Origin of the sequence: Ferrovibrio sp., assembly GCF_046297895.1 — a bacterium.
In the GTDB taxonomy this organism is placed as follows: Bacteria; Pseudomonadota; Alphaproteobacteria; order Ferrovibrionales; family Ferrovibrionaceae; genus Ferrovibrio.
Map to the genome: position 1 here is coordinate 100,259 of NZ_JBKBHC010000003.1, position 20,973 is coordinate 121,231.

At 63.2% G+C, this 20,973-nt stretch carries 24 protein-coding genes; 13 read left to right on the top strand and 11 right to left on the bottom strand.

The genetic code is table 11. The features are described 5' to 3' along the window. Position 1 precedes the first annotated feature (1 nt). Entirely contained in the window at positions 2–997 is a 996-nt protein-coding gene (locus ACK4FK_RS05425; protein WP_409742216.1) for an adenosine kinase, read from the bottom strand. Between the two features lie 64 nt (positions 998–1,061). Here ACK4FK_RS05425 and ACK4FK_RS05430 point away from each other — a divergent pair, with 64 nt between their 5' ends. From ACK4FK_RS05430 to ACK4FK_RS05445, 4 genes are all read left to right on the top strand, one after another. After that, on the top strand, positions 1,062–2,510 hold the full coding sequence (locus ACK4FK_RS05430) for an amidase (protein ID WP_409742219.1): 1,449 nt from the start codon (positions 1,062–1,064) through the stop codon (positions 2,508–2,510). Between the two features lie 27 nt (positions 2,511–2,537). Beyond that, positions 2,538–3,215 (top strand): EI24 domain-containing protein, encoded by a 678-nt coding sequence (locus ACK4FK_RS05435; protein WP_409742222.1) that lies wholly within the window; start codon positions 2,538–2,540, stop codon positions 3,213–3,215. Between the two features lie 65 nt (positions 3,216–3,280). Beyond that, positions 3,281–3,961 carry a polymer-forming cytoskeletal protein gene (locus tag ACK4FK_RS05440; RefSeq protein ID WP_409742225.1) on the top strand — a complete coding sequence of 227 codons (681 nt, stop codon included), beginning with the start codon at positions 3,281–3,283 and terminating at the stop codon, positions 3,959–3,961. 6 nt (positions 3,962–3,967) lie between these two features. Then, entirely contained in the window at positions 3,968–4,435 is a 468-nt protein-coding gene (locus tag ACK4FK_RS05445; protein WP_409742228.1) for a hypothetical protein, read from the top strand. A gap of 66 nt (positions 4,436–4,501) precedes the next feature. Here the strand turns inward: ACK4FK_RS05445 and ACK4FK_RS05450 are convergent, their stop codons facing one another. After that, positions 4,502–4,978, bottom strand: a complete 477-nt coding sequence (locus ACK4FK_RS05450; protein ID WP_409742231.1) for a hypothetical protein — start codon at positions 4,976–4,978, stop codon at positions 4,502–4,504. After that, a complete protein-coding gene (locus ACK4FK_RS05455; protein WP_409742233.1) occupies positions 4,975–6,027 on the bottom strand; it encodes an AraC family transcriptional regulator in 1,053 nt (350 codons plus the stop codon). The genes ACK4FK_RS05450 and ACK4FK_RS05455 overlap by 4 nt, the downstream gene beginning before the upstream one ends. A gap of 152 nt (positions 6,028–6,179) precedes the next feature. Here ACK4FK_RS05455 and ACK4FK_RS05460 point away from each other — a divergent pair, with 152 nt between their 5' ends. From ACK4FK_RS05460 to ACK4FK_RS05470, 3 genes are read left to right on the top strand one after another with little or no spacing between them, the layout of a single operon-like run. Continuing rightward, positions 6,180–7,106, top strand: a complete 927-nt coding sequence (locus ACK4FK_RS05460; protein WP_409742236.1) for a bile acid:sodium symporter family protein — start codon at positions 6,180–6,182, stop codon at positions 7,104–7,106. Beyond that, on the top strand, positions 7,103–8,053 hold the full coding sequence (locus ACK4FK_RS05465) for an SDR family oxidoreductase (protein ID WP_409742237.1): 951 nt from the start codon (positions 7,103–7,105) through the stop codon (positions 8,051–8,053). Before ACK4FK_RS05460 ends, ACK4FK_RS05465 begins: the two co-directional genes overlap by 4 nt. After that, complete coding sequence (locus ACK4FK_RS05470) at positions 8,050–9,324, top strand: flavin-containing monooxygenase (protein ID WP_409742240.1); 1,275 nt, start codon at positions 8,050–8,052, stop codon at positions 9,322–9,324. Before ACK4FK_RS05465 ends, ACK4FK_RS05470 begins: the two co-directional genes overlap by 4 nt. On the opposite strand, the gene nth is transcribed toward ACK4FK_RS05470, so the two are convergent. Then, positions 9,321–9,962 carry an endonuclease III gene (gene nth / locus ACK4FK_RS05475; RefSeq protein WP_409742243.1) on the bottom strand — a complete coding sequence of 214 codons (642 nt, stop codon included), beginning with the start codon at positions 9,960–9,962 and terminating at the stop codon, positions 9,321–9,323. The two genes, ACK4FK_RS05470 and nth, sit on opposite strands and share 4 nt — an antisense overlap. A gap of 43 nt (positions 9,963–10,005) precedes the next feature. Here nth and ACK4FK_RS05480 point away from each other — a divergent pair, with 43 nt between their 5' ends. From ACK4FK_RS05480 to ACK4FK_RS05490, 3 genes are all read left to right on the top strand, one after another. Next, positions 10,006–10,689, top strand: coding sequence for a ribonuclease T2 family protein (locus ACK4FK_RS05480; RefSeq protein WP_409742246.1), 684 nt, complete (start codon positions 10,006–10,008; stop codon positions 10,687–10,689). Between the two features lie 109 nt (positions 10,690–10,798). Next, the gene (locus ACK4FK_RS05485; RefSeq protein WP_409742248.1) at positions 10,799–11,656 is read left to right on the top strand and encodes a hypothetical protein; all 858 of its coding nucleotides are present in this window, start codon (positions 10,799–10,801) and stop codon (positions 11,654–11,656) included. A gap of 105 nt (positions 11,657–11,761) precedes the next feature. Continuing rightward, complete coding sequence (locus ACK4FK_RS05490) at positions 11,762–12,634, top strand: hypothetical protein (protein WP_409742251.1); 873 nt, start codon at positions 11,762–11,764, stop codon at positions 12,632–12,634. 19 nt (positions 12,635–12,653) lie between these two features. Here the strand turns inward: ACK4FK_RS05490 and ACK4FK_RS05495 are convergent, their stop codons facing one another. After that, complete coding sequence (locus ACK4FK_RS05495) at positions 12,654–13,310, bottom strand: glutathione S-transferase family protein (RefSeq protein ID WP_409742253.1); 657 nt, start codon at positions 13,308–13,310, stop codon at positions 12,654–12,656. A gap of 183 nt (positions 13,311–13,493) precedes the next feature. Between ACK4FK_RS05495 and ACK4FK_RS05500 the strand changes: the two genes are divergently transcribed. The 3 genes from ACK4FK_RS05500 (at position 13,494) to ACK4FK_RS05510 (ending at position 15,968) form a co-directional block, all read left to right on the top strand. After that, entirely contained in the window at positions 13,494–14,702 is a 1,209-nt protein-coding gene (locus ACK4FK_RS05500) for a polyhydroxyalkanoate depolymerase (protein ID WP_409743071.1), read from the top strand. Between the two features lie 87 nt (positions 14,703–14,789). Further along, complete coding sequence (locus tag ACK4FK_RS05505; protein WP_409742255.1) at positions 14,790–15,341, top strand: hypothetical protein; 552 nt, start codon at positions 14,790–14,792, stop codon at positions 15,339–15,341. Positions 15,342–15,428: 87 nt separating this feature from the next. After that, positions 15,429–15,968 carry a hypothetical protein gene (locus tag ACK4FK_RS05510; protein ID WP_409742258.1) on the top strand — a complete coding sequence of 180 codons (540 nt, stop codon included), beginning with the start codon at positions 15,429–15,431 and terminating at the stop codon, positions 15,966–15,968. Positions 15,969–15,973: 5 nt separating this feature from the next. On the opposite strand, the gene ACK4FK_RS05515 is transcribed toward ACK4FK_RS05510, so the two are convergent. The 6 genes from ACK4FK_RS05515 to ACK4FK_RS05540 are packed head-to-tail and all read right to left on the bottom strand — an operon-like array spanning position 15,974 to position 20,883. After that, complete coding sequence (locus tag ACK4FK_RS05515; protein WP_409742261.1) at positions 15,974–16,528, bottom strand: sugar transferase; 555 nt, start codon at positions 16,526–16,528, stop codon at positions 15,974–15,976. Next, positions 16,509–17,474 (bottom strand): UDP-glucose 4-epimerase family protein, encoded by a 966-nt coding sequence (locus tag ACK4FK_RS05520; RefSeq protein WP_409742262.1) that lies wholly within the window; start codon positions 17,472–17,474, stop codon positions 16,509–16,511. The genes ACK4FK_RS05515 and ACK4FK_RS05520 overlap by 20 nt, the downstream gene beginning before the upstream one ends. Continuing rightward, complete coding sequence (locus tag ACK4FK_RS05525) at positions 17,471–18,250, bottom strand: glycosyltransferase (protein ID WP_409742265.1); 780 nt, start codon at positions 18,248–18,250, stop codon at positions 17,471–17,473. Before ACK4FK_RS05525 ends, ACK4FK_RS05520 begins: the two co-directional genes overlap by 4 nt. Then, positions 18,228–18,791: a class I SAM-dependent methyltransferase gene (locus ACK4FK_RS05530; RefSeq protein WP_409742268.1), complete on the bottom strand. Its 564-nt coding sequence runs from the start codon at positions 18,789–18,791 to the stop codon at positions 18,228–18,230. The genes ACK4FK_RS05525 and ACK4FK_RS05530 overlap by 23 nt, the downstream gene beginning before the upstream one ends. After that, positions 18,788–19,855, bottom strand: a complete 1,068-nt coding sequence (locus tag ACK4FK_RS05535; protein WP_409742271.1) for a glycosyltransferase — start codon at positions 19,853–19,855, stop codon at positions 18,788–18,790. The genes ACK4FK_RS05530 and ACK4FK_RS05535 overlap by 4 nt, the downstream gene beginning before the upstream one ends. Continuing rightward, positions 19,855–20,883, bottom strand: coding sequence for a glycosyltransferase family 4 protein (locus ACK4FK_RS05540; protein WP_409742274.1), 1,029 nt, complete (start codon positions 20,881–20,883; stop codon positions 19,855–19,857). Before ACK4FK_RS05540 ends, ACK4FK_RS05535 begins: the two co-directional genes overlap by 1 nt. Positions 20,884–20,973 lie beyond the last annotated feature (90 nt).

A 20,973-nucleotide genomic window follows, 5' to 3' on the forward strand; every position in this document is an offset into this window, starting at 1 on the left:
TTCAGCTCTTCTGTGCCTCGGCGATGAAGGGCTTCAACGGCTTCTGCGGCCGCGGGCCGATATGGCTGATCACTTCGGCGGCGCAGAATGAACCGAGCCGCCCTGCGGCATGCAGGTCGAAGCCGTGGGTGAAGCCATAGAGGAAGCCGGCGGCATATAGATCGCCGGCGCCGGTGGTGTCCACCACATTGACGCCGCGCACGGCGTCGATGATATGCAGTTCCTCGCCCGAGATGATCACCGAGCCTTTCTCAGAGCGGGTCAGCGCCGCCACATCGACATGGCCGCGCACGTGTTGCAGCGCACCGTCGAAATCCTTCGTCTGATACAGCGCGGTGATCTCGGCTTCGTTGGCGAACAGGATGTCGATATGGTGTTCCACCAGATGGCGGAATTCGGCGCGGTGGCGATCGACGCAGAAGCTGTCGGACAGCGACATTGCCACCTTGCGACCGGCATCATGGGCCAGACGGATCGCCTTGCGCATGCCGTCCTTGGCCATGGGCTGGTCCCACAGATAGCCTTCCAGATAGGTGATTTCCGCCTTTGCCACGGCGGCCGGTTCGATGTCGTCGGGCGTAAGGTCGATGGACGCGCCCAGATAGGTGTTCATGGTGCGCTGCGCGTCGGGCGTCACCAGGATCAGGCAGCGTGCCGTCGATGGGCCTTCGGTGGCCGGCGCCGTGTCGTAATGTACGCCCAGGCCGCGGATGTCGCGGGCGAAAACCTCGCCCAGGGGATCGTTGCGCACGCGGCCGATGAACTGCACCTGGCCGCCGAGCGAGGCGATGCCGGCCGCCGTGTTGGCCGCCGAACCACCCGAGCATTCCACCGTTTCGCCCATGGCGCCATAAAGCGTCTCGGCGCGGCCGCCGTCGATCAGGGTCATGCCGCCCTTGGGCATGCCATGCGCATCCAGGAAGTCATTGTCCACGCGGGCCAGAACGTCGACGATGGCGTTGCCGATGGCGAGCACGTTGTTCTGGGCCTTGGTCATCGAAGCTTTCCTGCTGGCGGCATTTACAGTTACTCTGTAGCCAATCGAGGCAAGGAAGGCAAATATGGACGCGTTGATAAAGATGACCGCCCGCCAGGCCGTGGCGGCCCTGAAGGCCCGGGATGTGAGCCCGGCCGAACTGATCGATGCCGCCGAGAAACGCATCGCTGAGGTGGAACCCCAGGTCAACGCCCTGCCGATCCTGTGCCTGGACCGTGCCCGCGCCATGGCCGGCAAGCTGGAGCACCCCGAAACCCCGCCGCCAGGCTATCTCTACGGCCTGCCCGTGGCGATCAAGGATCTGGTGGATGTGGCCGGCGTGCGCTGCACCCAGGGCAGCCGCGTATTCGCCGACCGCATCGCCCCGCGCTCGGATTACTCGGTGGAGCGCCTGGAGGCCAGGGGCGCGCTGGTGATCGCCAAGTCCAACACGCCGGAATTCGGCGCCGGCGCGCAGACCTTCAACGACGTGTTTGGTACCACCACCAATCCATGGAACACCGCGCTCACCCCGGCCGGTTCCTCGGGCGGCGCGGCGGCGGCGCTGGCCGCCGGCGAGGTCTGGCTGGCCGACGGGTCCGATCTGGGCGGCAGTCTGCGCACGCCGGCCTCCTTCACCGGCGTGGTCGGCCTGCGCCCTTCGCCGGGCCGGGTCGCCTGGGGTCCGCGCGCGCTGCCGTTCGACACATTGTCGGTGCTGGGCCCGATGGGCCGCAATGTCGGTGATGTGGCGCTGATGCTGGATGCCCAGTCGGGCCTCGATCCGCGCGATCCGCTCAGCCTGCCGGCACCCGACCGCAGCTTCGTCGAATCCGTCGACCATGCGCTCAGCCTGGGGCGGCTGCCCTCGCGCTTTGCCGGCGGCTGCCGGGTGGGCTGGAGTGCCGATCTGGGCCTCACGCCGGTCGATCCTGAAGTGGTCGAGGCGTGCAGCCAGGCCGTGAAGCGCGTGGAAAAGCTTGGCGCACAGGTCGGCACGGATATTCCCGATTTCACCGGCGCGGAAGATTGCTTCCAGGTGCTGCGCGCCGCCAATTTCGCCGCCTCGATCTGGCCCAAGATCCAGGGCAAGACCGAGCTGGTGAAGCCCGAGGTGATCTGGAACGCGGAAAAGGGGCTGAAACTGGGTGGGCCCGAGATGGCCGATGCGCGCCGCGTGCAGGGGCTGATCTATAACAGCGTCTCCGCCTTCTTCGATCGACACGATTTCCTGCTGCTGCCCACGGCGGTGGCACCGCCCTTCGATCATCGGCTGCGGTACCTGGAGGAGGTTGCGGGCCGCAGGTTCGATACCTACATCTCCTGGCTGGTATTGCAGTTCGCCATCACGCTGGCTGGCGTGCCGGCCATCTCGATCCCGTGCGGCTTCACCGCCTCGGGCCGGCCGATCGGCCTGCAGGTGGTGGCGCGGCCACGTGGCGAGGCGGAATTGCTGGCTTTCTGTGCGGTGCTCGAGGCCGAACTGGGCTTAAGCGCACGCGTGCCGATCGATCCGGTCGCCGGCCAGCCATGACCGGTCGGCGATGATTGGAGAAACATCATGATTGGTCGCAGCCTTAGTCTCGCCATCGGCCAGTTGCCCGACCCGACCTTCCGTCGGGTGCTGGTGAAATCCCTGCTGATCAGCATGATGGTGTTCGGGCTGCTCGCCGTGGGGCTGTGGTTTGGCCTGCTGCTTCTGCCCGACACGCAGCAGACCTGGCTCGACTGGCTGATCGGCTTCCTGTCGGGGCTGGGCTTCTTCGTCGGCATGATGCTGCTGTTCCCCGCCGTGATGACGGCAGCGCTGGGCTTGTTCATCGACGACATCGCCGATGCCGTGGAGCAGAAGCATTACCCGCAGGATGCGCGCGGCCAGCCCGTGGCCTTCTGGCCGGCTTTGTGGGGTTCGCTGCGGTTCCTCGGCATCGTTCTTGCGGTCAATATCGTATTGCTGCCGGTTTATGGCATCCTGCTGTTCTTCCCGCCGCTTTTGTATGTGCTGTCGCTGGCGGTGAACGGGTATCTGGTCGGGCGGGAGTATTTCGAGGCAGTGGCCTGGCGCTACCTGCCCCGGCCCGAGGCCGACCGGCTGCGCCAGCGCCGGCGTGGCGACGTCTGGTTGTGCGGCGCGCTTATTGTACTTCTGTTAACCATTCCGGTCGTAAATTTCCTTGTCCCGATTGTAGCTACCGCATTCATGGTTCACGTCTACAAGCGGTTGCGGGCGACGGGCTGACCGTTATCCCGGCAATAGGTCGGTTGCCGGCTGAATCACCTTGGGGGATCAGAGGAGAACCGTCTATGTTTGGTCGCAAGAAGCCGAGTGCCGATACCGCCGCCACCCTTCCGCCGGCTCCGCCTGCCGAACTGAAACAGCCGGAACCGGCACAGGCTGCGCCTGTGGCCAAGGCCGATGACGACCTGCCGCCCATGCCCAGCCATCTGAGGGCCGTCGGCAAACCCGTGCTTCCCACCGCCCCCGCCACCGTTACCGCCGGAGCCGCCATGACCGATACCCCGACCACCCCGACCTTCCGTCCCGAAATCGCCAAGCGCCCGGGCGTCGACCTGGCGCCCAAGGCCGTGGTGCAGGCAACCGCCGCTCCCGCTTCGCCGCGCAGCGAAGGTGCGGAGCCGAAAGTGCTGATGATCGGTCGCGAGATCAGCCTGAACGGCCAGATCACCGCCTGTGACAAGGTGATTGTCGAAGGCCGCGTCGAGGCGCAGCTTACCGACAGTCGTTTCGTCGAGATCACCGAGACCGGACAGTTCAAGGGTTCGGCCGAAGTCGAGGAAGCCGAAGTTCGCGGCCGTTTCGAGGGTCGCCTCAGCGTCCGCGGCCGCCTGCTGATCCGTGGCAGCGGCAAGGTTTCGGGCGAGATCGCCTACGGCCAGCTTGAGATCGAATGCGGCGGCGAGATTTCCGGCACGGTGCAGACCGTGGCCGCCGGCAGCCGCAGCACCTCGGCCGCTGCCGAATAAACCATCGTGATATCGTATCGCGTAGCGCGCGGGGCCTTTGCCCCGCGCCTTGTTTTTCTGGGCCTGACGATGCTGGCGCTGGCGGCCTGCGGGGCGCGTCCGTCCGGTGGCCCGGCCGTTGCTGACGAGCCGCTCGACCTGGCCCTGGTGCCGGCGCCGTCGCGGCCAGACGAAGCACCGCGACGTCCGCTCAGTGCCGACGTGGTGCGCAAGACCGAGGCCGAAGCCCGTGCCCTGTTCGGCGCGCCGGTCACGCTGCGGCGCGAACCGCCAGGCGAGGTCTGGCAGTATCAGGCCGAAAATCCGCGCTGCACGCTGCTGCTGTTCTTCTATCCCGATGCGGGACCGCGCCTGCGCGTGACCCATGCCCAGGTCTTAAGCCGCGTGCGTGGCCAGACGGTGGACGATTCCGACTGCCTGGCGGCATTGTTGAAAACCCAGCCGCCGATGGCGACAGCAAAGCCGATGTCGTGATATCCGGTTCCCCGCTTTCGCGGGGATGACAAAAGATTCGTCACACCCGCGAAAGCGGGTGTCCCATTATTTCAGGACTTCGCGGCGAAAGGTATCGTAATTCAGCAGCCGCAATTTGGGTGCTGCCTCCGTCAGGCGCGCCGCAAATTTTTTATCTTCTGTCACGAAGGCATCGCAATGGTCCTTTGCGGTGGTTCCGATGATCTCATCGCGCGAGGCTATAGGCCTACTGCGTTTGATGGCATTCAGGTCCGCTTCTTGCTGTGGGCCTGTCCAGTTGCTCTGCCCCCACTTGGATACGCCCCATAATGCAACTGAAGTTGGGCTGTTCTGCGTGCGGAGTTTATAGAAGGCCGACAGCAGCCTTTTCTGTTTCTCCGCATCGGCGATCTGCCGCAGTTCGTCTTCCTGAACATGCGTCGTGACGATGATCAGCTTTCCTGCTGCGATCAGCGCGCGAAGGCGTTCCACATCGCCATGACGCAGGATTTCGTCATAGGCGTTGCTGTCGAACATCACGCGCCATGGCGCCGGCACAGTCATGCCTCGCGGCGCCATTGCGTCGGCGTGGCGCCGGTCCAGATCTTGAAGGCGCGATGGAAATTCGCCACGTCGGCAAAACCCAGCCGTGCCGCCACCATTGCGGTGCTGTACCCCGGGTCACGCAGCAGATCCTTGGCTATGGCGCAGCGCAGGGCCGCGGTCTCGGCCTGAAAACTGGTGCCGCGCTGGGTCAGGCGCCGTTGCAGGGTGCGCGGCGTCATGCCCAGGGCCGCCGCCGCCGCATCAATGCTGGGCGGATGGCCGTTCCCCAGCAGGCCGCGGATGCAATCGGCCAGACGCATGCGCAACCCGTCGTCACCAGCCGCATCATCCAGCCGGGCCAACGCGCGGCCGGCATATTCGGCCAGCATGCCTTTCAGGGCCGGGCTGGCCTGATGCACCGGCAGGGCCAGGGTATCCGCCGCGAGCAGCAGCGAGTCGTCCTCGGCATCGAATGCTACCGGCGCGGCGAAAACGCGCCGATGCTCGGCGGTGCCATGGGGCGCGGCGTGGCGGAAGCGCACGCTGCGCGGCGCGATGTCTCGCCCGCAGAGCCAGCGGGTGAAGGTGAGTGTGGCGGCCAGCACGGCTTCGACGCGATGCCGCCGGCAGGGCCAGTCCGGGTCGAAAGGCATGTAGAGCAGGCGGATGCCATCCTTTTCCGGCCTTGCCGCAAAGCGTCCGCCGCCACCCACCAGCGGCGCGAAACGGTCCGCCTGGGCCGCCGCCTCGCGCAGGGTTTCGCAACTCATCAGCAGGTGGCCCAGTGCATCGAAGGAGCCGGGCCGTACCTGTTCGCCCACATGCAGGCCCAGACTGGCGTCGCCGGTCAGACGCAAGGCGGCTTGCCAGATCGCCGAGACCGCATCATGGGGCAGACGGCCTTCCGGATTGTCGATCACGGCTGGGGAGAGCCCGGCCTCGCGCAGAACGCGATCGGGTGAAACAGGCCGGGCGGTGCGGTCTCGCACAGCATCCAGCAGGGTGCGCACATACCCCGCCGCCACGCTGCGCGAAACAGGTTGCAATATGCTGCCGGCCTGGGTCATGCAGCCCGGTTTCCTTCCCATTTTGGCGTCCGGCGACAATGCGCTGGCGCATCCCGCCATCGCCCCGTGCCTTAAGCTGCGCCAGAATGCCGCAGCGGGCCGGCCGCGACAACCCGACAGAAACCCAAGGGGGGCCGGCAAGGGAGGAAACCATGGCGGATGCGTCCATAGACGCCGTGCTGATCCAGATTGATTCGACCGGCCAGGCCATCCTGGGGCTGGTCCTGGCCCTGATCATGTTCGGGGTCGCGCTCGATCTGCGCCTGAGCGACTTCGTCGCCGTATTGCGCAAGCCGCTGGCGCCGCTTACCGGACTGGTCGCCCAGACCCTGCTGCTGCCGGCGCTCACCTGGGCCATGACCATGGTGATCCAGCCGCAGCCCAGCGTGGCTTTGGGCATGATCATCGTCGGTGCTTGCCCGGGCGGCAATCTGTCGAACCTGATCACGCATATGGGCCGCGGTAACACGGCGCTCTCGGTCTGCATGACCGGGCTGTCCAGCGTGGTGGCGATCGTCGCCACGCCGCTCAACATCCTGCTCTGGGCCTCGCTCAACCCGGCCACCGCGGCCCTGTTGCGGCAGGTGGATATCGAGGCCGGTCCCTTCCTGGCGCAGACCGTGCTGATTCTCGGTCTGCCCATGGCCTTGGGTATGGCGCTGGCGCACTGGGCGCCGCGGCTGGCCGCGCGGCTGCGCCGGCCGTTCCAGATCATGTCCTTCCTGTTCCTGATCCTGTTCATCCTGGCCACCACGATCTCGAACGGACACCATCTGCTCACCTTCCTGTCCGATATCATGCCACTGGTGATCCTGCATAACGCGGCGGCGCTGGCGCTGGGCTGGCTGGCGGCAAAGGCAATCCACATGAACCGGCTCGATACCCGCGCCGTCACCATCGAGATCGGTATGCAGAATTCCGGCCTCGGCCTGGCGCTTATCCTGAACCAGTTCGACGCGCTGGGCGGAGCGGCGCTGATCGCCGCCGGCTGGGGCATCTGGCATATCGTGTCAGGCTGGACCCTGGCGACGCTGTGGAAGCGCAGCGATGCGCGCCGTCGTCAGGAGCAGGCGGCATGAGCAATGCCGGTGTTCTGGTGACAGGCGCGGCCGGCTTCATTGGTCGCAGCCTGGTGACGGCACTGGCCGCCGAGCCATCGGCGCAGCCGGTGATCGCCTTCGACCGGCGCGATGTGCCATTGCATGAACGGCTGCCAGGCGTGACCTACATCGCCGGCGACATCCGCGACCCGGCATTGGCCGAACATATGCAGATGTACCGGCCGCGCTGCGTGGTGCATCTGGCCTCCGTGGTGGCGGCCGGCGGCGACGAGCGCCAGGATTACGAGATCGATGTGGAAGGCACCGAGAATGTGCTGCGCGCCTGCCTTGCCGCTGGTGTGGCGCATCTGGTGGTCACCTCCAGCGGCGCCGCCTATGGCTATCATGCCGACAATCCGGTGCCATTGCGCGAAAGCGATGCGCTGCGCGGCAACGAGGACTTTGCCTATGCGCGTCACAAGCGGCTGGTGGAGGAACTGCTGGCCCGGTGGCGCATGCAGCATCCAGAGCTGAAGCAGACCGTGTTCCGGCCCTGCACCGTTCTCGGGCCGGGCACGAACAACCAGATCACCGCTATGTTCCAGCGTCCGCTGGTGCTGGGCCTTACCGGTACGGCAACGCCATTTTCGCTGGTGGCCGACAGCGACGTGGTGGCAGCCCTGATCCGCGCCGCCTGTGGCGGGCCAGCCGGCTTGTTCAATCTTGCCGGCGACGGCACGCTGAGCCTGGTACAGATCGCAGACAAGCTCGGCAAGCCTTATCTGGCGATTCCGCCATGGCTGCTGAAGGGGGCGTTATGGCTGCTGAACCGGCTGGGTGTCACCAGGCTTGGTCCGCAGCATGTGAAATTCATCCAGTACCGCCCGGTGCTCGACAACGCGCAACTGAAAGGCGGATTCGGTTATGTGCCGCAGTTCGATGCCGACGCGGTGTTCGAACGTTACAGGAAGGCAAAGCAGGCATGACCCATCTGGTGATCGGTGCAGGCCCGGCCGGGCTGGCGGCGCTGAAAAGCTTCAAGCAGGCCGGCCTGCCGGTGGAGGCCGTGGAGCGGCATGCGGATGTGGGCGGGCAATGGCTGTATGGCGCGGACTGCAGCGCTGTCTATGCCTCCACGCATCTGATCTCGTCGAAGCGTACGACTGCGTTTGCCGATTTTCCCATGCCCGAAGACTGGCCGGCCTATCCCGGCCATGCCCAGGTGCTGCAGTACCTGCGCGACTACGCGACGCATTTCGGGCTTTACCCGCTGATCCGCTTCAACACGGCGGTGCAGGGCCTGACGCGGCAGGGCGATGTCTGGCGGGCGACCTTCAGTGACGGAGGCGTGAAGGATTACGCCGGCGTTGTGATCGCCAACGGCCATCTCACCGATCCGCTGCTGCCGCAGATTCCCGGCTCCTTCAGCGGCAGGCTGATGCATGCCAAGGATTACAAGACAGCGGATGTCCTCGACGGCAAGACCGTGCTGGTGGTCGGCATGGGAAATACCGGCTGCGATATCGTGGTGGATGCGATCCACCGGGCAAAACGGGTGTTGTGGAGCGTGCGCGGCGGCAACCATTTCGTGCCGAAATTCCTGGCTGGCAGGCCGGCCGACGAAGCCAATCACAAGCCGAGGCGTTTCATCCTGCCCAAGGGTCTGCGCGCGATGCTGCACGAGCCATTACTGCGCCTGCTGGTCGGTCCGCCAGAACGCTTCGGCCTGCCCCGGCCGAAACACCGCCTCTATGACCGCACGCCCATCGTCAATTCGCTGGTGCTGCAGCATCTGGGACAGGGCGATGTGGACCTGCGCAAGCCGATCCGCGAATTCCGCGGCGATACCGTGGTTTTCGCCGATGGCCGCGAGGACAAGGTCGACCTGGTGCTGCTGGCCACGGGCTACCGCATCACGTTCCCGTTCCTCGACGATCTTTCCATGCTGAACTGGCAGCCAGCCAACCAGGCGCCACAGCTTTACCTCAACATCTTCCCGCCCCAGGATAACGGCCTGTTCGTGGCTGGCCTGCTGGAGGGCGCCGGCGTGGGCTGGGCCGGCCGCGCCCTGCAGACCGATCTGATCGCGGCCTACCTGACAGCGCGCGAGAAGAATCCGGCCGCCGCCGAAGCCTTCCGCCGCCGCGTCGTCGAAGGCTGCGCGGCGAATACGCAGGGCCGCGGCGAGCACGGCATCTTCGTCGACTTCCTGCAATACAAGCGCGACCTGCAGGCCGCGATCGCGGCGCTGGCCTAATCGTTTTTTTTCGTCTTTGGCCTGAAGGCGCAGAGGTCGGCCACGATGCAGCGCCAGCAATCGGGTTTGCGCGCCTTGCAGATATAGCGGCCATGCAGGATCAGCCAGTGATGGGCGTGCTGCACGAATTGTTTCGGCACGGCTTTTTCCAGCGCCAGTTCGACCGCCAACGGGGTCTTGCCCTTGGCCAGGCCGGTGCGATTGGCGACGCGGAAGATATGGGTATCGACCGCAATGGTCGGTTCGCCCCACAGCACGTTCAGCACCACATTGGCCGTCTTGCGGCCCACGCCGGGCAGGGCCTGAAGGGCATCGCGGTCGCGCGGCACCTGGCCGTCATGCTGCTCAAGCAGGATTTTCGACAGCGCGATCACGTTCTTGGCCTTGGCGTTGAACAGGCCGATGGTCTTGATGTGCTGCTTTAGGCCGGCCTCGCCCAGCTTCAGCATCTGCGCCGGTGTGGTCACCGTCTCGAACAGGGCCTTCGTGGCCTTGTTCACGCCTGCATCCGTGGCCTGGGCCGAGAGCACCACGGCCACCAGCAGGGTGTAGGCATTGACGTAATTCAGCTCCGTCTTCGGCTCGGGGGTCTGTTTCGCCAGGCGGGCGAAGAATTCGGCGGTTTGCTGGGGCTTCATGGGACTTGGCAAAAGAGGGCGGGTCGTCGATCTTTAGACCGCCATGATGCTGTATCGCAAGCTCGCCCTCCTGCTCCTGCTCCTGCTGCCCGCCATTCCAGCCCAGGCGCAGTCACAGCAATGCCGCATCCCGGCACAGATCGAGGTGCAGGCCTGTTCGCGGCCGGACCAGACGCGGGAATTGCCGCGCGGCCGGCCTGGCGATTTCGACCACTATATCCTCAGCCTGAGCTGGTCGCCGGCCTTCTGCGCCACCAGGGCCGGCCAGAACAGCCCGGTGCAATGCGCCGACAACCGGTTCGGCTGGGTGGTGCATGGTCTGTGGCCGCAATACCGCGAGAAACGCGATGGCGCCGCCTGGCCGCAATACTGCGCCGTTGTGCAGCCGGTTCCGGCCGAAGTGCTGCGCCGGACCATGTGCACGATGCCCGAAACGCGGTTGATGCAGTGCCAATGGGCCAAGCATGGCAGTTGCAGCGATTTCTCCGATCCGGCGGCGTATTTCGCCACCATCACCCGGCTGCGCGAGAGGCTTGCGCTGCCCGAGCCCACCCCGCGGCAATCGGCCAAGGACTATGCCGCGGTTCTGGCGGCGGCGAATGCAGACAAGGGTTTGACGGTACAGAGCCTGCGCGCCCTGGCCCAGGATGGGGTGATCCGCGAGGTGCATCTGTGCCTCAGCCGGGACCTGAGCCGGTTCATCCCGTGCAAGCAGCCAAGATCTTGATTAATAATACTAATTTTTGAATAGAAATTATAATAGAATTGGAATTTGATAAATACAACCGCGCCCGCTAGTGTTGTCTGAACAGCCTAGTCGAACACTCAGGGGTCGCGTGATCAACCAGACGGCAGAAAATCGCAAGGTGCGGCGCGAAGCCCTGCGCCTGCTGGCCCAGGTGGAGCGTCAGGGCCTGGACATCACTAATGCCTATCGCGACGGTCAGGCGTTTCTTGATCGCTTTGGCGATTTCAAACGTTTCATCGACAAGGTCGATCATTTCCACGTCTTCGTCGATCTGGTCGAAGAGCGCCTGCCGCAATTCGAGGCCCCCAAGCGCGACGCCCTGGCCAGGCACCTGGCCGAAATCCGGTGGCGTATCATCGTGGTGGAAGTCGACAGTACTCAGGTTTTCCTGGTGCGCATCGGCGAAAGCGGCAGGCCCTGGCCACTGGGCAGCCGGGAATTCCTGCAACGCCGCCTGCACCGGCTGGACGATTTCCTCGAATACTACGACCGTCACGGCCTGCAATACGGCCTGGCGCCGCTGGGCAGTGCCATGCTGCATGCCGTGGAAGATCTGCTGAAAGCGCAGATCGAGCGCGCGCCGGGGCTGAAGGATTTCAGTTTCGAAAGCCAGGCCGTGCCGGAACCGGCGTCGCCGCGGCCGCGTGCACAGTCCACGCAGCGGCGTAAACGGCCGCGCCTGACCGAGCGGCCCGCGCCGCCGGTGCCGCAGCCGCGCCTGCGCGTGCGCGAAATGGCCGGCCGCTTCTATGTCGAACGCGACGGCATCGTTGCCGTTACTCAAGTCTGCCGCATGGCGAACATGAGCATGGACCAGCTGGCCGCCAAGCTTGGCGTCAGCCGGGCCGCCCTGGTGCTCATGCTGAACGGCAACGATCCGATCAGCCGTGGTCCGCTGGATATGCTGCGCAGCTTCATGGCGCAGAATGGCGGCGTCGCCGCCTGAGGCGGCAGGTTATCGTTTGGCAACCCTAAGCGGAAAATAACGTCCAGATATCCGCGCTCGGGTCTAGTTTCGTATCGAGACATTTTTGCCGATCCGGAGCCTGCCGTGCTGACCAGCCAGAAAAAGACCGATACCCGTGCCGCCGCCCTGGCTCTGGTGGCCCAGGTTGAACGCCAGGCACAGGAAATCGCGAAGGCTTTTGCCGGTGCCGGCATGTCCGATCGCTTCAGCGATTTCCGCGCCCTTCTGGAAAAACTGGATCAGTTTCAGGTTTTCATCGATCTGGTGGAATCGCGGCTGGGCGATTTCGAACCGGAAAAGCAGGAAGCGCAGGCGCAGAACCTGGCGCAGGTGCGCTGGGGCATCCTGCAACTGGAAATCGAGGCCACGCGCATGTTTCTTGCCCGCATGGCCGAAAGCGGCAAGCCCTGGCCACTTGGCAGCAAGCCGGTGCTGGCGCGCCGGCTGCAGCGGCTGGACGAGATCCGCGCCTTCCATGCCGCGAATGTCGAACGCTTCGGACTTTCCGCGCTGGATGCGACGAAGCTGCAGGCCCTGGCCGATGCGCTGAAGGAGCAGGCGGGACACAGTCTGGGACTGGACGATTTCGCCAGTTCCGGAACGTTGGCCCTGCATGACTTCAGTGCCGCTACGCCGGCGCAGCCGAAAGTCGCGCTGCAACGTACGCCGTCGCGCCCGACAGCCAGGCATGCGCCGGGCCATGTCGCTCCGTCGCTGCCCAAGGGCAGCCTGCATGTGCGCGAAGAGGACGGCAATTTTTATCTCGACAATAACGGTCTGAGCGTGGTCAGCGATGCCTGCAAGATCGCGCATATCACCATCGACGACCTGGCGGGCAAACTTTCCATCAGTCGGCCTGCGCTGGTATTGATGCTGAACGGTCGCGATCCGATCTCGCCGCCGGCGCTGCACCAGTTGCGCGGCTTCGTCGCCCGTCATGGCGGCGGCACCGCATAGCCGCAGCCGGACGGCGGCTTCAGAACTCGACATCCAGCTCGTCGAGTTCCTCGGGTTCGGCCTTGGCCGCGTCCACCCAGTCGCGCATCACCGGCCAGGCCATGATGGTCTGGCAATAGGCGCGGCATTCGGGATCCAGCTTCACGTCGTAGGTGAGGAAGCGGGTGCAGACCGGAGCGTACATCGCATCGGCCAGGCAAGGCTTCGACCCGAACAGCCAAGGCCCGCCATAAGCGGTGAAACAGTCGCGCCAGATCGCGACCACGCGGTCGATATCGGCCTGGGCGCCGGTCCAGATCTTGAAGCCGGAATAATGCGCCTTCAGGTTCATCGGCAAAGCCGAGCGCAGATTGTAGAAACCCGAATGCATCTCGCCGCTGATGGCGCGGCAGTGGGCGCGCTGCACCTGGTCGGTCGGCATCAGGCCCGCCTGGGGCGCGATCTCGTTCAGATATTCGGCAATCGCCAGCGTATCCCAGACCGAAACCTGCCCATGGGTCAGCCGCGGCACCAGAAAGCTGGGCGAGAGCAGCAGCAGCTCGGCCCGGGTGGAGGGATCATCGCTGGAGAGCAGCTTTTCCTCGAAATCCAGTCCGGCCATCCGGCAGAGCAGCCAGCCGCGCAGCGACCAGGAGGAGTAATTCTTGCTGCTGATCGTCAATGTGGCCCTGGACATTCCCATCTCCCCCGGCGGCTGGCACGGGCTTCGCCTAAAGTCCAGCCTGTGCGCTGCATACATATATCTCGCATTGCAGCAAAAACTGCATTAGCTTTTTTGCAGCCGGCCTGCCATGGGGGGAGTGCCGGGCAGACCAGCAGCGGCCCGAACCGGTCCATGAACGAGGCTGACCCCAGCGCCATGCTCTATCTGGCCTATCAGACCCAGGCCGACCTGATGGCGCCCCTGCGCCGCATGGCCGAGCAGGCCCTGCCCGGACTGCAGCAGGCCGCCGGGCATAATCCGCTGCTGCGCGGCATGGCGGCCGCCACCGAGATGCTGGCCCGCGCCGGCCTGAGCCATGGCCGCCCGCCCTATGGCATTACCAATGTTGCGGTCGGCAACCGCGACGTGGCGGTGACCGAAGAGCCTGCGCATGTCACGCCGTTTGGCACCCTGCTGCATTTCAAAAAGGACATAGCCGCCGAACAGCCGCGCGTGCTGGTGGTGGCGCCACTATCGGGCCATTTCGCCACATTGCTGCGCGATACCGTGGCCACGCTGCTGCCCGACCATGACGTCTACATCACCGACTGGCACAATGCGCGCGACGTGCCGGTGAGCGCCGGCCGCTTCGGCTTTGAGGATTACGTCGATCACCTGATCGAATTCCTCGACGTGATCGGCCCTGGCGGCCATATCGTGGCGGTGTGCCAGCCCTGCGTGCAGGCGCTGACGGCCGTGGCGGTGATGGCGGAACAGGGCCACAAGGCGCAGCCGCGCTCGATGACCCTGATGGCCGGTCCGATCGACACGCGCATCAATCCCACCAAGGTGAACGACCTGGCGATGGAGAATTCCATCGACTGGTTCGAGCGGAAACTGATCTCCACCGTGCCGCCGGGCCTGCCAGGTGCCGGCCGTCGTGTCTATCCCGGCTTCGTGCAACTCACGGCCTTCATGAGCATGAACATGGATCGCCATGTGAAGGCCCATGTCGAACTGTTCCAGAATCTGTGGAAAGGCGATTTTGAGCAGGCCGCCAAGACCAAGGACTTTTACGATGAATATTTCGCCGTTCTCGATCTGACGGCGGAATTCTATCTCGAGACCGTGCAATGGGTGTTCCAGGAACACCGCCTGGCCAAGGGCGAACTCACCTATCGCGGCAGCAAGGTCAATCCCGGCCTGATCAAGCGCACGGCCTTGCTCACTGTTGAGGGCGAGCGCGACGACATCTGCGCCATCGGCCAGACCATGGCGGCGCATGACCTGTGCACGGGCTTAAGGCCCTATCGCAAGCGCCACCACATGCAGGCCGGGGTGGGCCATTACGGCGTGTTCAGCGGCAAGCGCTGGAACAACCAGATCTATCCGATCCTGCGCAACACGATTCTGGCCAGCGAATAACGGCCGGCATATCCGATTCTCAACCTCCCGCCGGGGTGGCAAACCGGGCATAGCTGGGGCCGATAAAGCAACCCCCGCCGAGGCCCCATGCTGCTGGCCGCCAACCCGGTGCTGGAGGCCGCGCAAATGTTCTGGCGCGCCCTGCCCAAGCCGGTCAACATCCCCGATATCCGCCTGCTGGATGCGGCCACGATCCCGCGCATCATCCTGCCGCATATCATCATCGCCGAGGTGAGTCGCGGCAGCTTCGATCTCGGCCGCTTCCGCCTCTGCGGCCACGAGATCGCGCGCTGGTTCCGCGAATTGCCCGAGGGCATGGATGCGCACGGTTTTGCCGGTCTCACCGATCCGGCCTATGTGCGGCATATGCGCGACCTGCTGGCCGAAGTGATCCAGCGCCGCCAGCCGATCTACTGCAAGAGCGTCTATACCCTGCCGCCGCTGGAGCCCGGCGAGCCCGACAACGTCATCACTGCCGAACGCCTGGTGCTGCCCATGGCCGACGGCGCGACGGCAGTGGAATGCACCATCATCGTGCAGACTCTGACGGCCAGCGACAGCCGTGCCGGTCCGCTGCGCCTGCTGCCGCCGGAGCCCGGCATGACGGTGTCGCATGGGCCGTTCGAAGTGGCGGGATGAGGCAATCCATGCGGTGTTCGGTGCGGCATTCCATGCGACATTCGTGCTAGTCTGAATCATCGCCATCTGGCAGACGGGAAAACACCGGTGCAGAGCGACAGCGATACCATGGTTCCGCCCGATCAGGCCCTGCCAGCGGCGGCGCGGCTGATGCTGTCGCGCTGGCGCGGCCTGCTGGGTGGCGCGGACGACCTGCCCAGCCTGCATGCCCTGGCGCCGGCGCTGATTCCTGCTGAACTGCTGCCCTGGACCATGACCTTTCGCCGCGACGGCGCGCGCAACCTCACCTACGGCGTGGTGGGCGAGGAGCTCACCTTTCTGTTCCATGAGAATCCGCGCGGCAAGCCGGTGCTGTATTATGCCGCGCCGGAAGTGCGCGCGGCCCGTTATGCCATCATCCACCGCGCGCTCGATGAGGGCATGCCGGTCTGGTATCTCGGCCGCGTGCTGTTTGAATTCACTAGCGTGCAGGTCGGCCGCTTCGGCCTGCCGACGCGTACGGAAAACGGCGAGGCGCTGCTGCTGGTCTACCTGCCGCTCACGCCGCTGCCCGGCGCCGCCGAGCGCGGCGCGCGCAAGGGCGAAAACCCGGGCGACGTGGTGTGGTTCGCGCCAGGGGTAGGGTGAAGGCTTTATTGTTTCACCCTGTCACCCGCGCCGCGGCCGAGCGCAGTGAGCAGGATGTAGCGGAAATATGCCAGCAGAGACAGATCGTCGAGCATCCGCGCGTCGGTTTCCGCGAGCAGCGCGGGGGTCGACATGTCTATACCCGTGATCTGGGCAAGGCCGGTGATGCCAGGACGGACGCGGAAAACCCCCCGCGCCGACCTTTCCTCGATCAGTTCGATCTGATTTGGCAGGCATGGCCGGGGCCCAACCAGGCTCATGTCGCCGACCAGCACGTTCCATAGCTGCGGGAGTTCATCAAGCTTGGTTCTGCGCAGAAAGCGCCCGAACGGAGTAATGGCGGACGCATCGGCCAGGTGCGTGGCCACGGAGGCCGTGTCCGGTTTCATGGTCCGGAATTTCACCAATGTGAAATGCTGCCGGTCGCGCCCGACACGGATCTGTCTGAACAATGGTGATCCTGTGTCCTGCAGTCCGATCAGGAACAGCACAAATAGCAGCGGAAATAATACGACCAGCCCGGCCACCGCCAAGCAGAAATCAAGAGCGCGTTGCGTCATGGGCTGCCATTATTTTGAGCTGATGTTCCATCGTCACAACCGGGCGCCATCCCAGCACATGAAGGGCTCTAGAACTGTCCACCACCAGAGAGCCAAGCAAACGATCCATCGCTGCCGTCCGGCCGATCATCCTGGCGGTGAGGCTCAAGATTTCCGTGGGCACAGGTATCAGAATGGCAGGTCGTCCATAAGCCTTGGCCATCCTTCTGAGCAGTTCCGCGGTGGAAACGGGTTCGCTGTCGGAGATCAGGAAAATCTGATTGGCGGCGGCGGGCGATTTCTCCCGGTCGGCGCACAGCGCGATGAAGTCAGTCAGGTTCTCGAGAGCAATCAGCGAACGCAGATTACGCACGGCGCCCAGAGGCAGCGGCAGAAACCATCGAACGCATTTCAGAAGCAATGCAAAATTCCCCTTGACTCCTGGGCCATAAACAAGCGGGGGGCGGATGATCACCACTTCCATGCCGGTGGTTTTTGCAAGCTCAAACAATCCACTTTCAGCCTCGAGCTTGGAGATGGCATAGGCATCCTGGGGTGCGGGAATGTCATCGGGTTTGAAAGGTCGATCTGGCGCGTTCGTCTCCCCATTGACCTTGATGGAACTCAGGAAGACAAACCGTCTGGCGCCCGCTGCTGCCGCCTGGCGGGCCAGATTCAGTGTGCCGGCGACATTGACTGCGCGGAACGCCGCTAGGGGATCGGCGACGATTTCGTTCATGACATGCACGCGTGCCGCGAGGTGGACCACCACTTCGGGTCTGACTGCCAGGGCTCTGCCCCAGTCGGTTTCCGGTCCGATATCGCCAACGATTACAGTGTCATCTGTCACATTGTCATCGGTTGGCGATCGACGAGCCGCTCGTTTAACGGCCTTTCCATGGTTATCTAGTGTTTGACACAGGTGCTTGCCAATAAAGCCCGATGCCCCTGTGACCAGAATATTCACTGCTGAGGTCTCTGTTGAGGCAGCCGCCAGGCATGCTTACGGAAATAGCGGAGCATGCTAGATATATGCCAAGCCATGTAACGAGGCTTCCGCCGGCTGGCTCGCTGAGCCGCATGGATCACGGATATACCCGGATGCAGATAGACTCTGATGCCGGCTTTCCACAGTCGGGTACAGATATCGGCATCTTCGTAATAGAGAAAAAAGCCTTCATCGAAACCGTCGATGCTGCGGAATGCATCTTGCCTAAATAGCATGAACATGCCAGCAGCCCAATCCACCGCTTGCGGCGTCTGTTCATTTATGGTGACGCGGCCATCCCCACGTCCGAGAATCTTTCTGAAAAGTCCCGTCGGAGTGGGAAAGTGACGCGCGCTGTCCTCCAGATTACCTTCCGGGCTTCGTACAGCGGGTGCAATCATTCCGGCGTTGCATGTTTCAAGTGCCGTAGCTAATTCCGGGAACGGATCGCCGTCGAGGCGGATGTCTGGATTGACGACGGCAAACAGCGATGTTCTGCAGTATCGAAATGCCTGATTGTGATTGGCAGAAAAGCCTTCAGGGCGATCGTTACGGATCAGGTGCAAACGCGGCCGAAGCGATTCCGGGCAGTCTATCTCCGCTTCAGGAATATTCTGGGTCAGGATAACGGCCGACACACCGGGGCAACGAGATAGATCGTCTAGCAGTGCGGCAACGAGTTTACCCTGGCCATGGCTGACGATGGATACGGTAATGGAGTTGTATGAAGACTCAATCACGCTGGAAAACCCCATATACACAATATTGGCGCATCCGCGTACTGAGCCATTCCAGCCTTAAAGGCATGTGAAAAACCTGCTGCCGAGAAAATCCTGCCGCCGTCATGGTCGCGACTAAAGCCGCCTCATTGTAATATATCTTGTGATCGGGGTCGCTGGCATAGCCTCGAGGGCCTGGAACGCCGACCAGGAATCTGCCCTGCGGCCGCATGACCCGGTGTATTTCCTGAAGCAGCGGTTTCGGGGCCTTCAAATGCTCCAAAACGTTATCGAGTATCACGCTGTCGAAAACTTGTGCATCAAATGGCAACTGGTCCGGCACCATTAAGTGGGCATCGAGACCCTGCTGCTGGCACCATTCGACAGTGGCTGGATTGATGTCCACGCCTACAGTACCGGGTCGATGTTGGAGGAAATCGCCGATGCCGCAGCCGACATCCAGCACACGCCCTGTCACATAACGACACAACCGGGGGTATAGCCAGTAATGCCTATACCAAAGGCCAAGTCGGCTGCGCTGCCTGAGGTATTCATAATACTGCTCGTTTGCGATCATGCAGTTTGTTCCAGTAGGGCGAGGTACTGGCCAGCGGCCACGGCCTGCCGGAAAACAGGCGGCAGCAGACTTGTTCTGACGGGTCGACTGCGCGTTAAGGCTGCAGCTTTCAGCATCGCGTCAGCCAAGCTTTCTTCGTGGTTAAAGAGCACGCCTGAGCCGGGCATAGCAAGTAGTTCGGCATTGCCATCCACTTCTCGCAGCACGCAGGGTACGCCCAGGTGTAGTGCCTCTAGAGCGGCGCGCGACACACCCTCGGAATGGGATGGCAGCACGAACGCATCCGAGTCAGCAATAATTGGATATGGATCCGCAAGATGGCCATGAATTCGGACGAAGTCGCGCAACCCCTTCGATTGTATCAGGTCTTCTAGCATGCCACGGAGAGGGCCATCGCCGATAATGTCAAGCTGCGCGTTTTGCGAGCGCAGTATTTCCATGGCATCGATGATCAGTCTGGGTTGTTTCCGGCGCGAGAGAGATCCTACAAAAACAAAACGTAGTGGGCCTTCTGGCCTAGTTACCGCCTGCCGATAGCCGTCGATCGCCGCCTCATCGAGAAAATTACCAATTACCTCAGCCCGCAAGGCGGCGATAGTGTAGACCTGTTTGGCCATTGCGCTGGTCATCGCAACGACATGATCGAAAGCTCGCAACGCCAGCAGGTGCCCGAGAGCCAGAAAGGTGCCCGGCCAGCCATAATCGAGGCGATAGTTCTGCGGGAGATTACCCCTGACACTGGCGCAGGTGACGGCATGTTCCCGGCAGAAGCGGTTGATCCAGTCAGCGGAGAGGCACATCGAAACGGACCCGACGTGGCTCCGCCCCCCTGCATCCCGCAGCAGCGCGCGATAAGTTTCGAGGCGTGCACGCCATCCACCCGATAGGCCGGCAAGTGATATGACCTCTACGCGCTGATCCAGCGGTGCATCAACGCCTGGGCCCTGCTTGAGGAATACGATGACGACTCGCCGCAGCGGGGCAAGCGCATTGGCTAGGGCATAACCACCTTTGATCGGTCCGGTTGGATTTGGCGATGGCAGCAGGATGAATATGGTGCGCATCACAAAAGCTTGGCGGCGGCAAGAATCTGTTCGGCCCGGCGTGTCCAGGTATGCCGCTGCTCGTATTCTGCATGGGCGGCGGTTCCTATCCGAGCAGCCAGATCGGGTGAGTCTCTCAGACGATCAAGTGCGTCTATCCATGCTGTGGTATCTGCTGGCCCAGCCAGGAGACAGTTCTCGTCGTCGCGCAGGACCTCGCGCAGAACCGGCAAGTCGGAAGAAATGATTGGCACACCGGCTCCCAAGTACTCAAACATTTTCATGGGAGACATCCAGCGCGCCGTATCATGTCCTGCTACGCCGATAGAGACAGTTTGCTGGTAGGGCATGAGCAAGACATCCATCAAGCACATAAGCTCTCGCGCCATAGGATGAGGAACGTGACCCATGAATGAAAGATTTGCAAGCCGGCGACTACTGCGGCGGGCTGCTACGTCGGCATCGGTGCCGCCATAAACCAGAAAAAGAGTGTCCGGTCGCGCCGCTGCCATTGCCTCGACGATATCGATGCCGCGACCTGTATAAAGGTGACCAAAGTAGCCGCAAATCTGTGTCCAAGATCCCTCCGCGATCGGCGCTAGGGCGCGTAACCGCTCGCGTTTTTTGGTGACGGGAACCGGCTTAATGCCTTGCGGTGCGGCATCATGCAAAACAATAGTACGCTTTGGCGTCGCGCTGAGATGTTTAGGCAGCAGCTCGGCGAGGTGTGTCGAGATCACGATCGTAGCGACCCAGGGGCAGCGAACAATCTGGCGCTGCATAAATTTACGCAGGCCCGTTTCTAACTGATGTGTCTCGAACAGGAGGGGCATCCTATACATGACCGCCAGTGTAAAGGCAGCATAAAGATTGCGTGAAAGGATGGCGCCACCGCTTTCAGAATGTCTGATTTTTCTGGTCGCGTGATAGGCGATACGCAAGCTGTCGCCCCGTCCGGACGGGTTGTAAACGGTGTCGAGATCTAGAAGTGATGCGGGAATTCCATATGCAGCCTGCAGCGCTTCGGGCAGGTCTGCGGGATCTGCCATGGCGCGCCTAGCATAGAGGGTTACATCAGCGCCGGCCTGCCGCAAGCCATCGCATTGCCAGGCCACATGAACGGAATTGGCCGTTCGCGA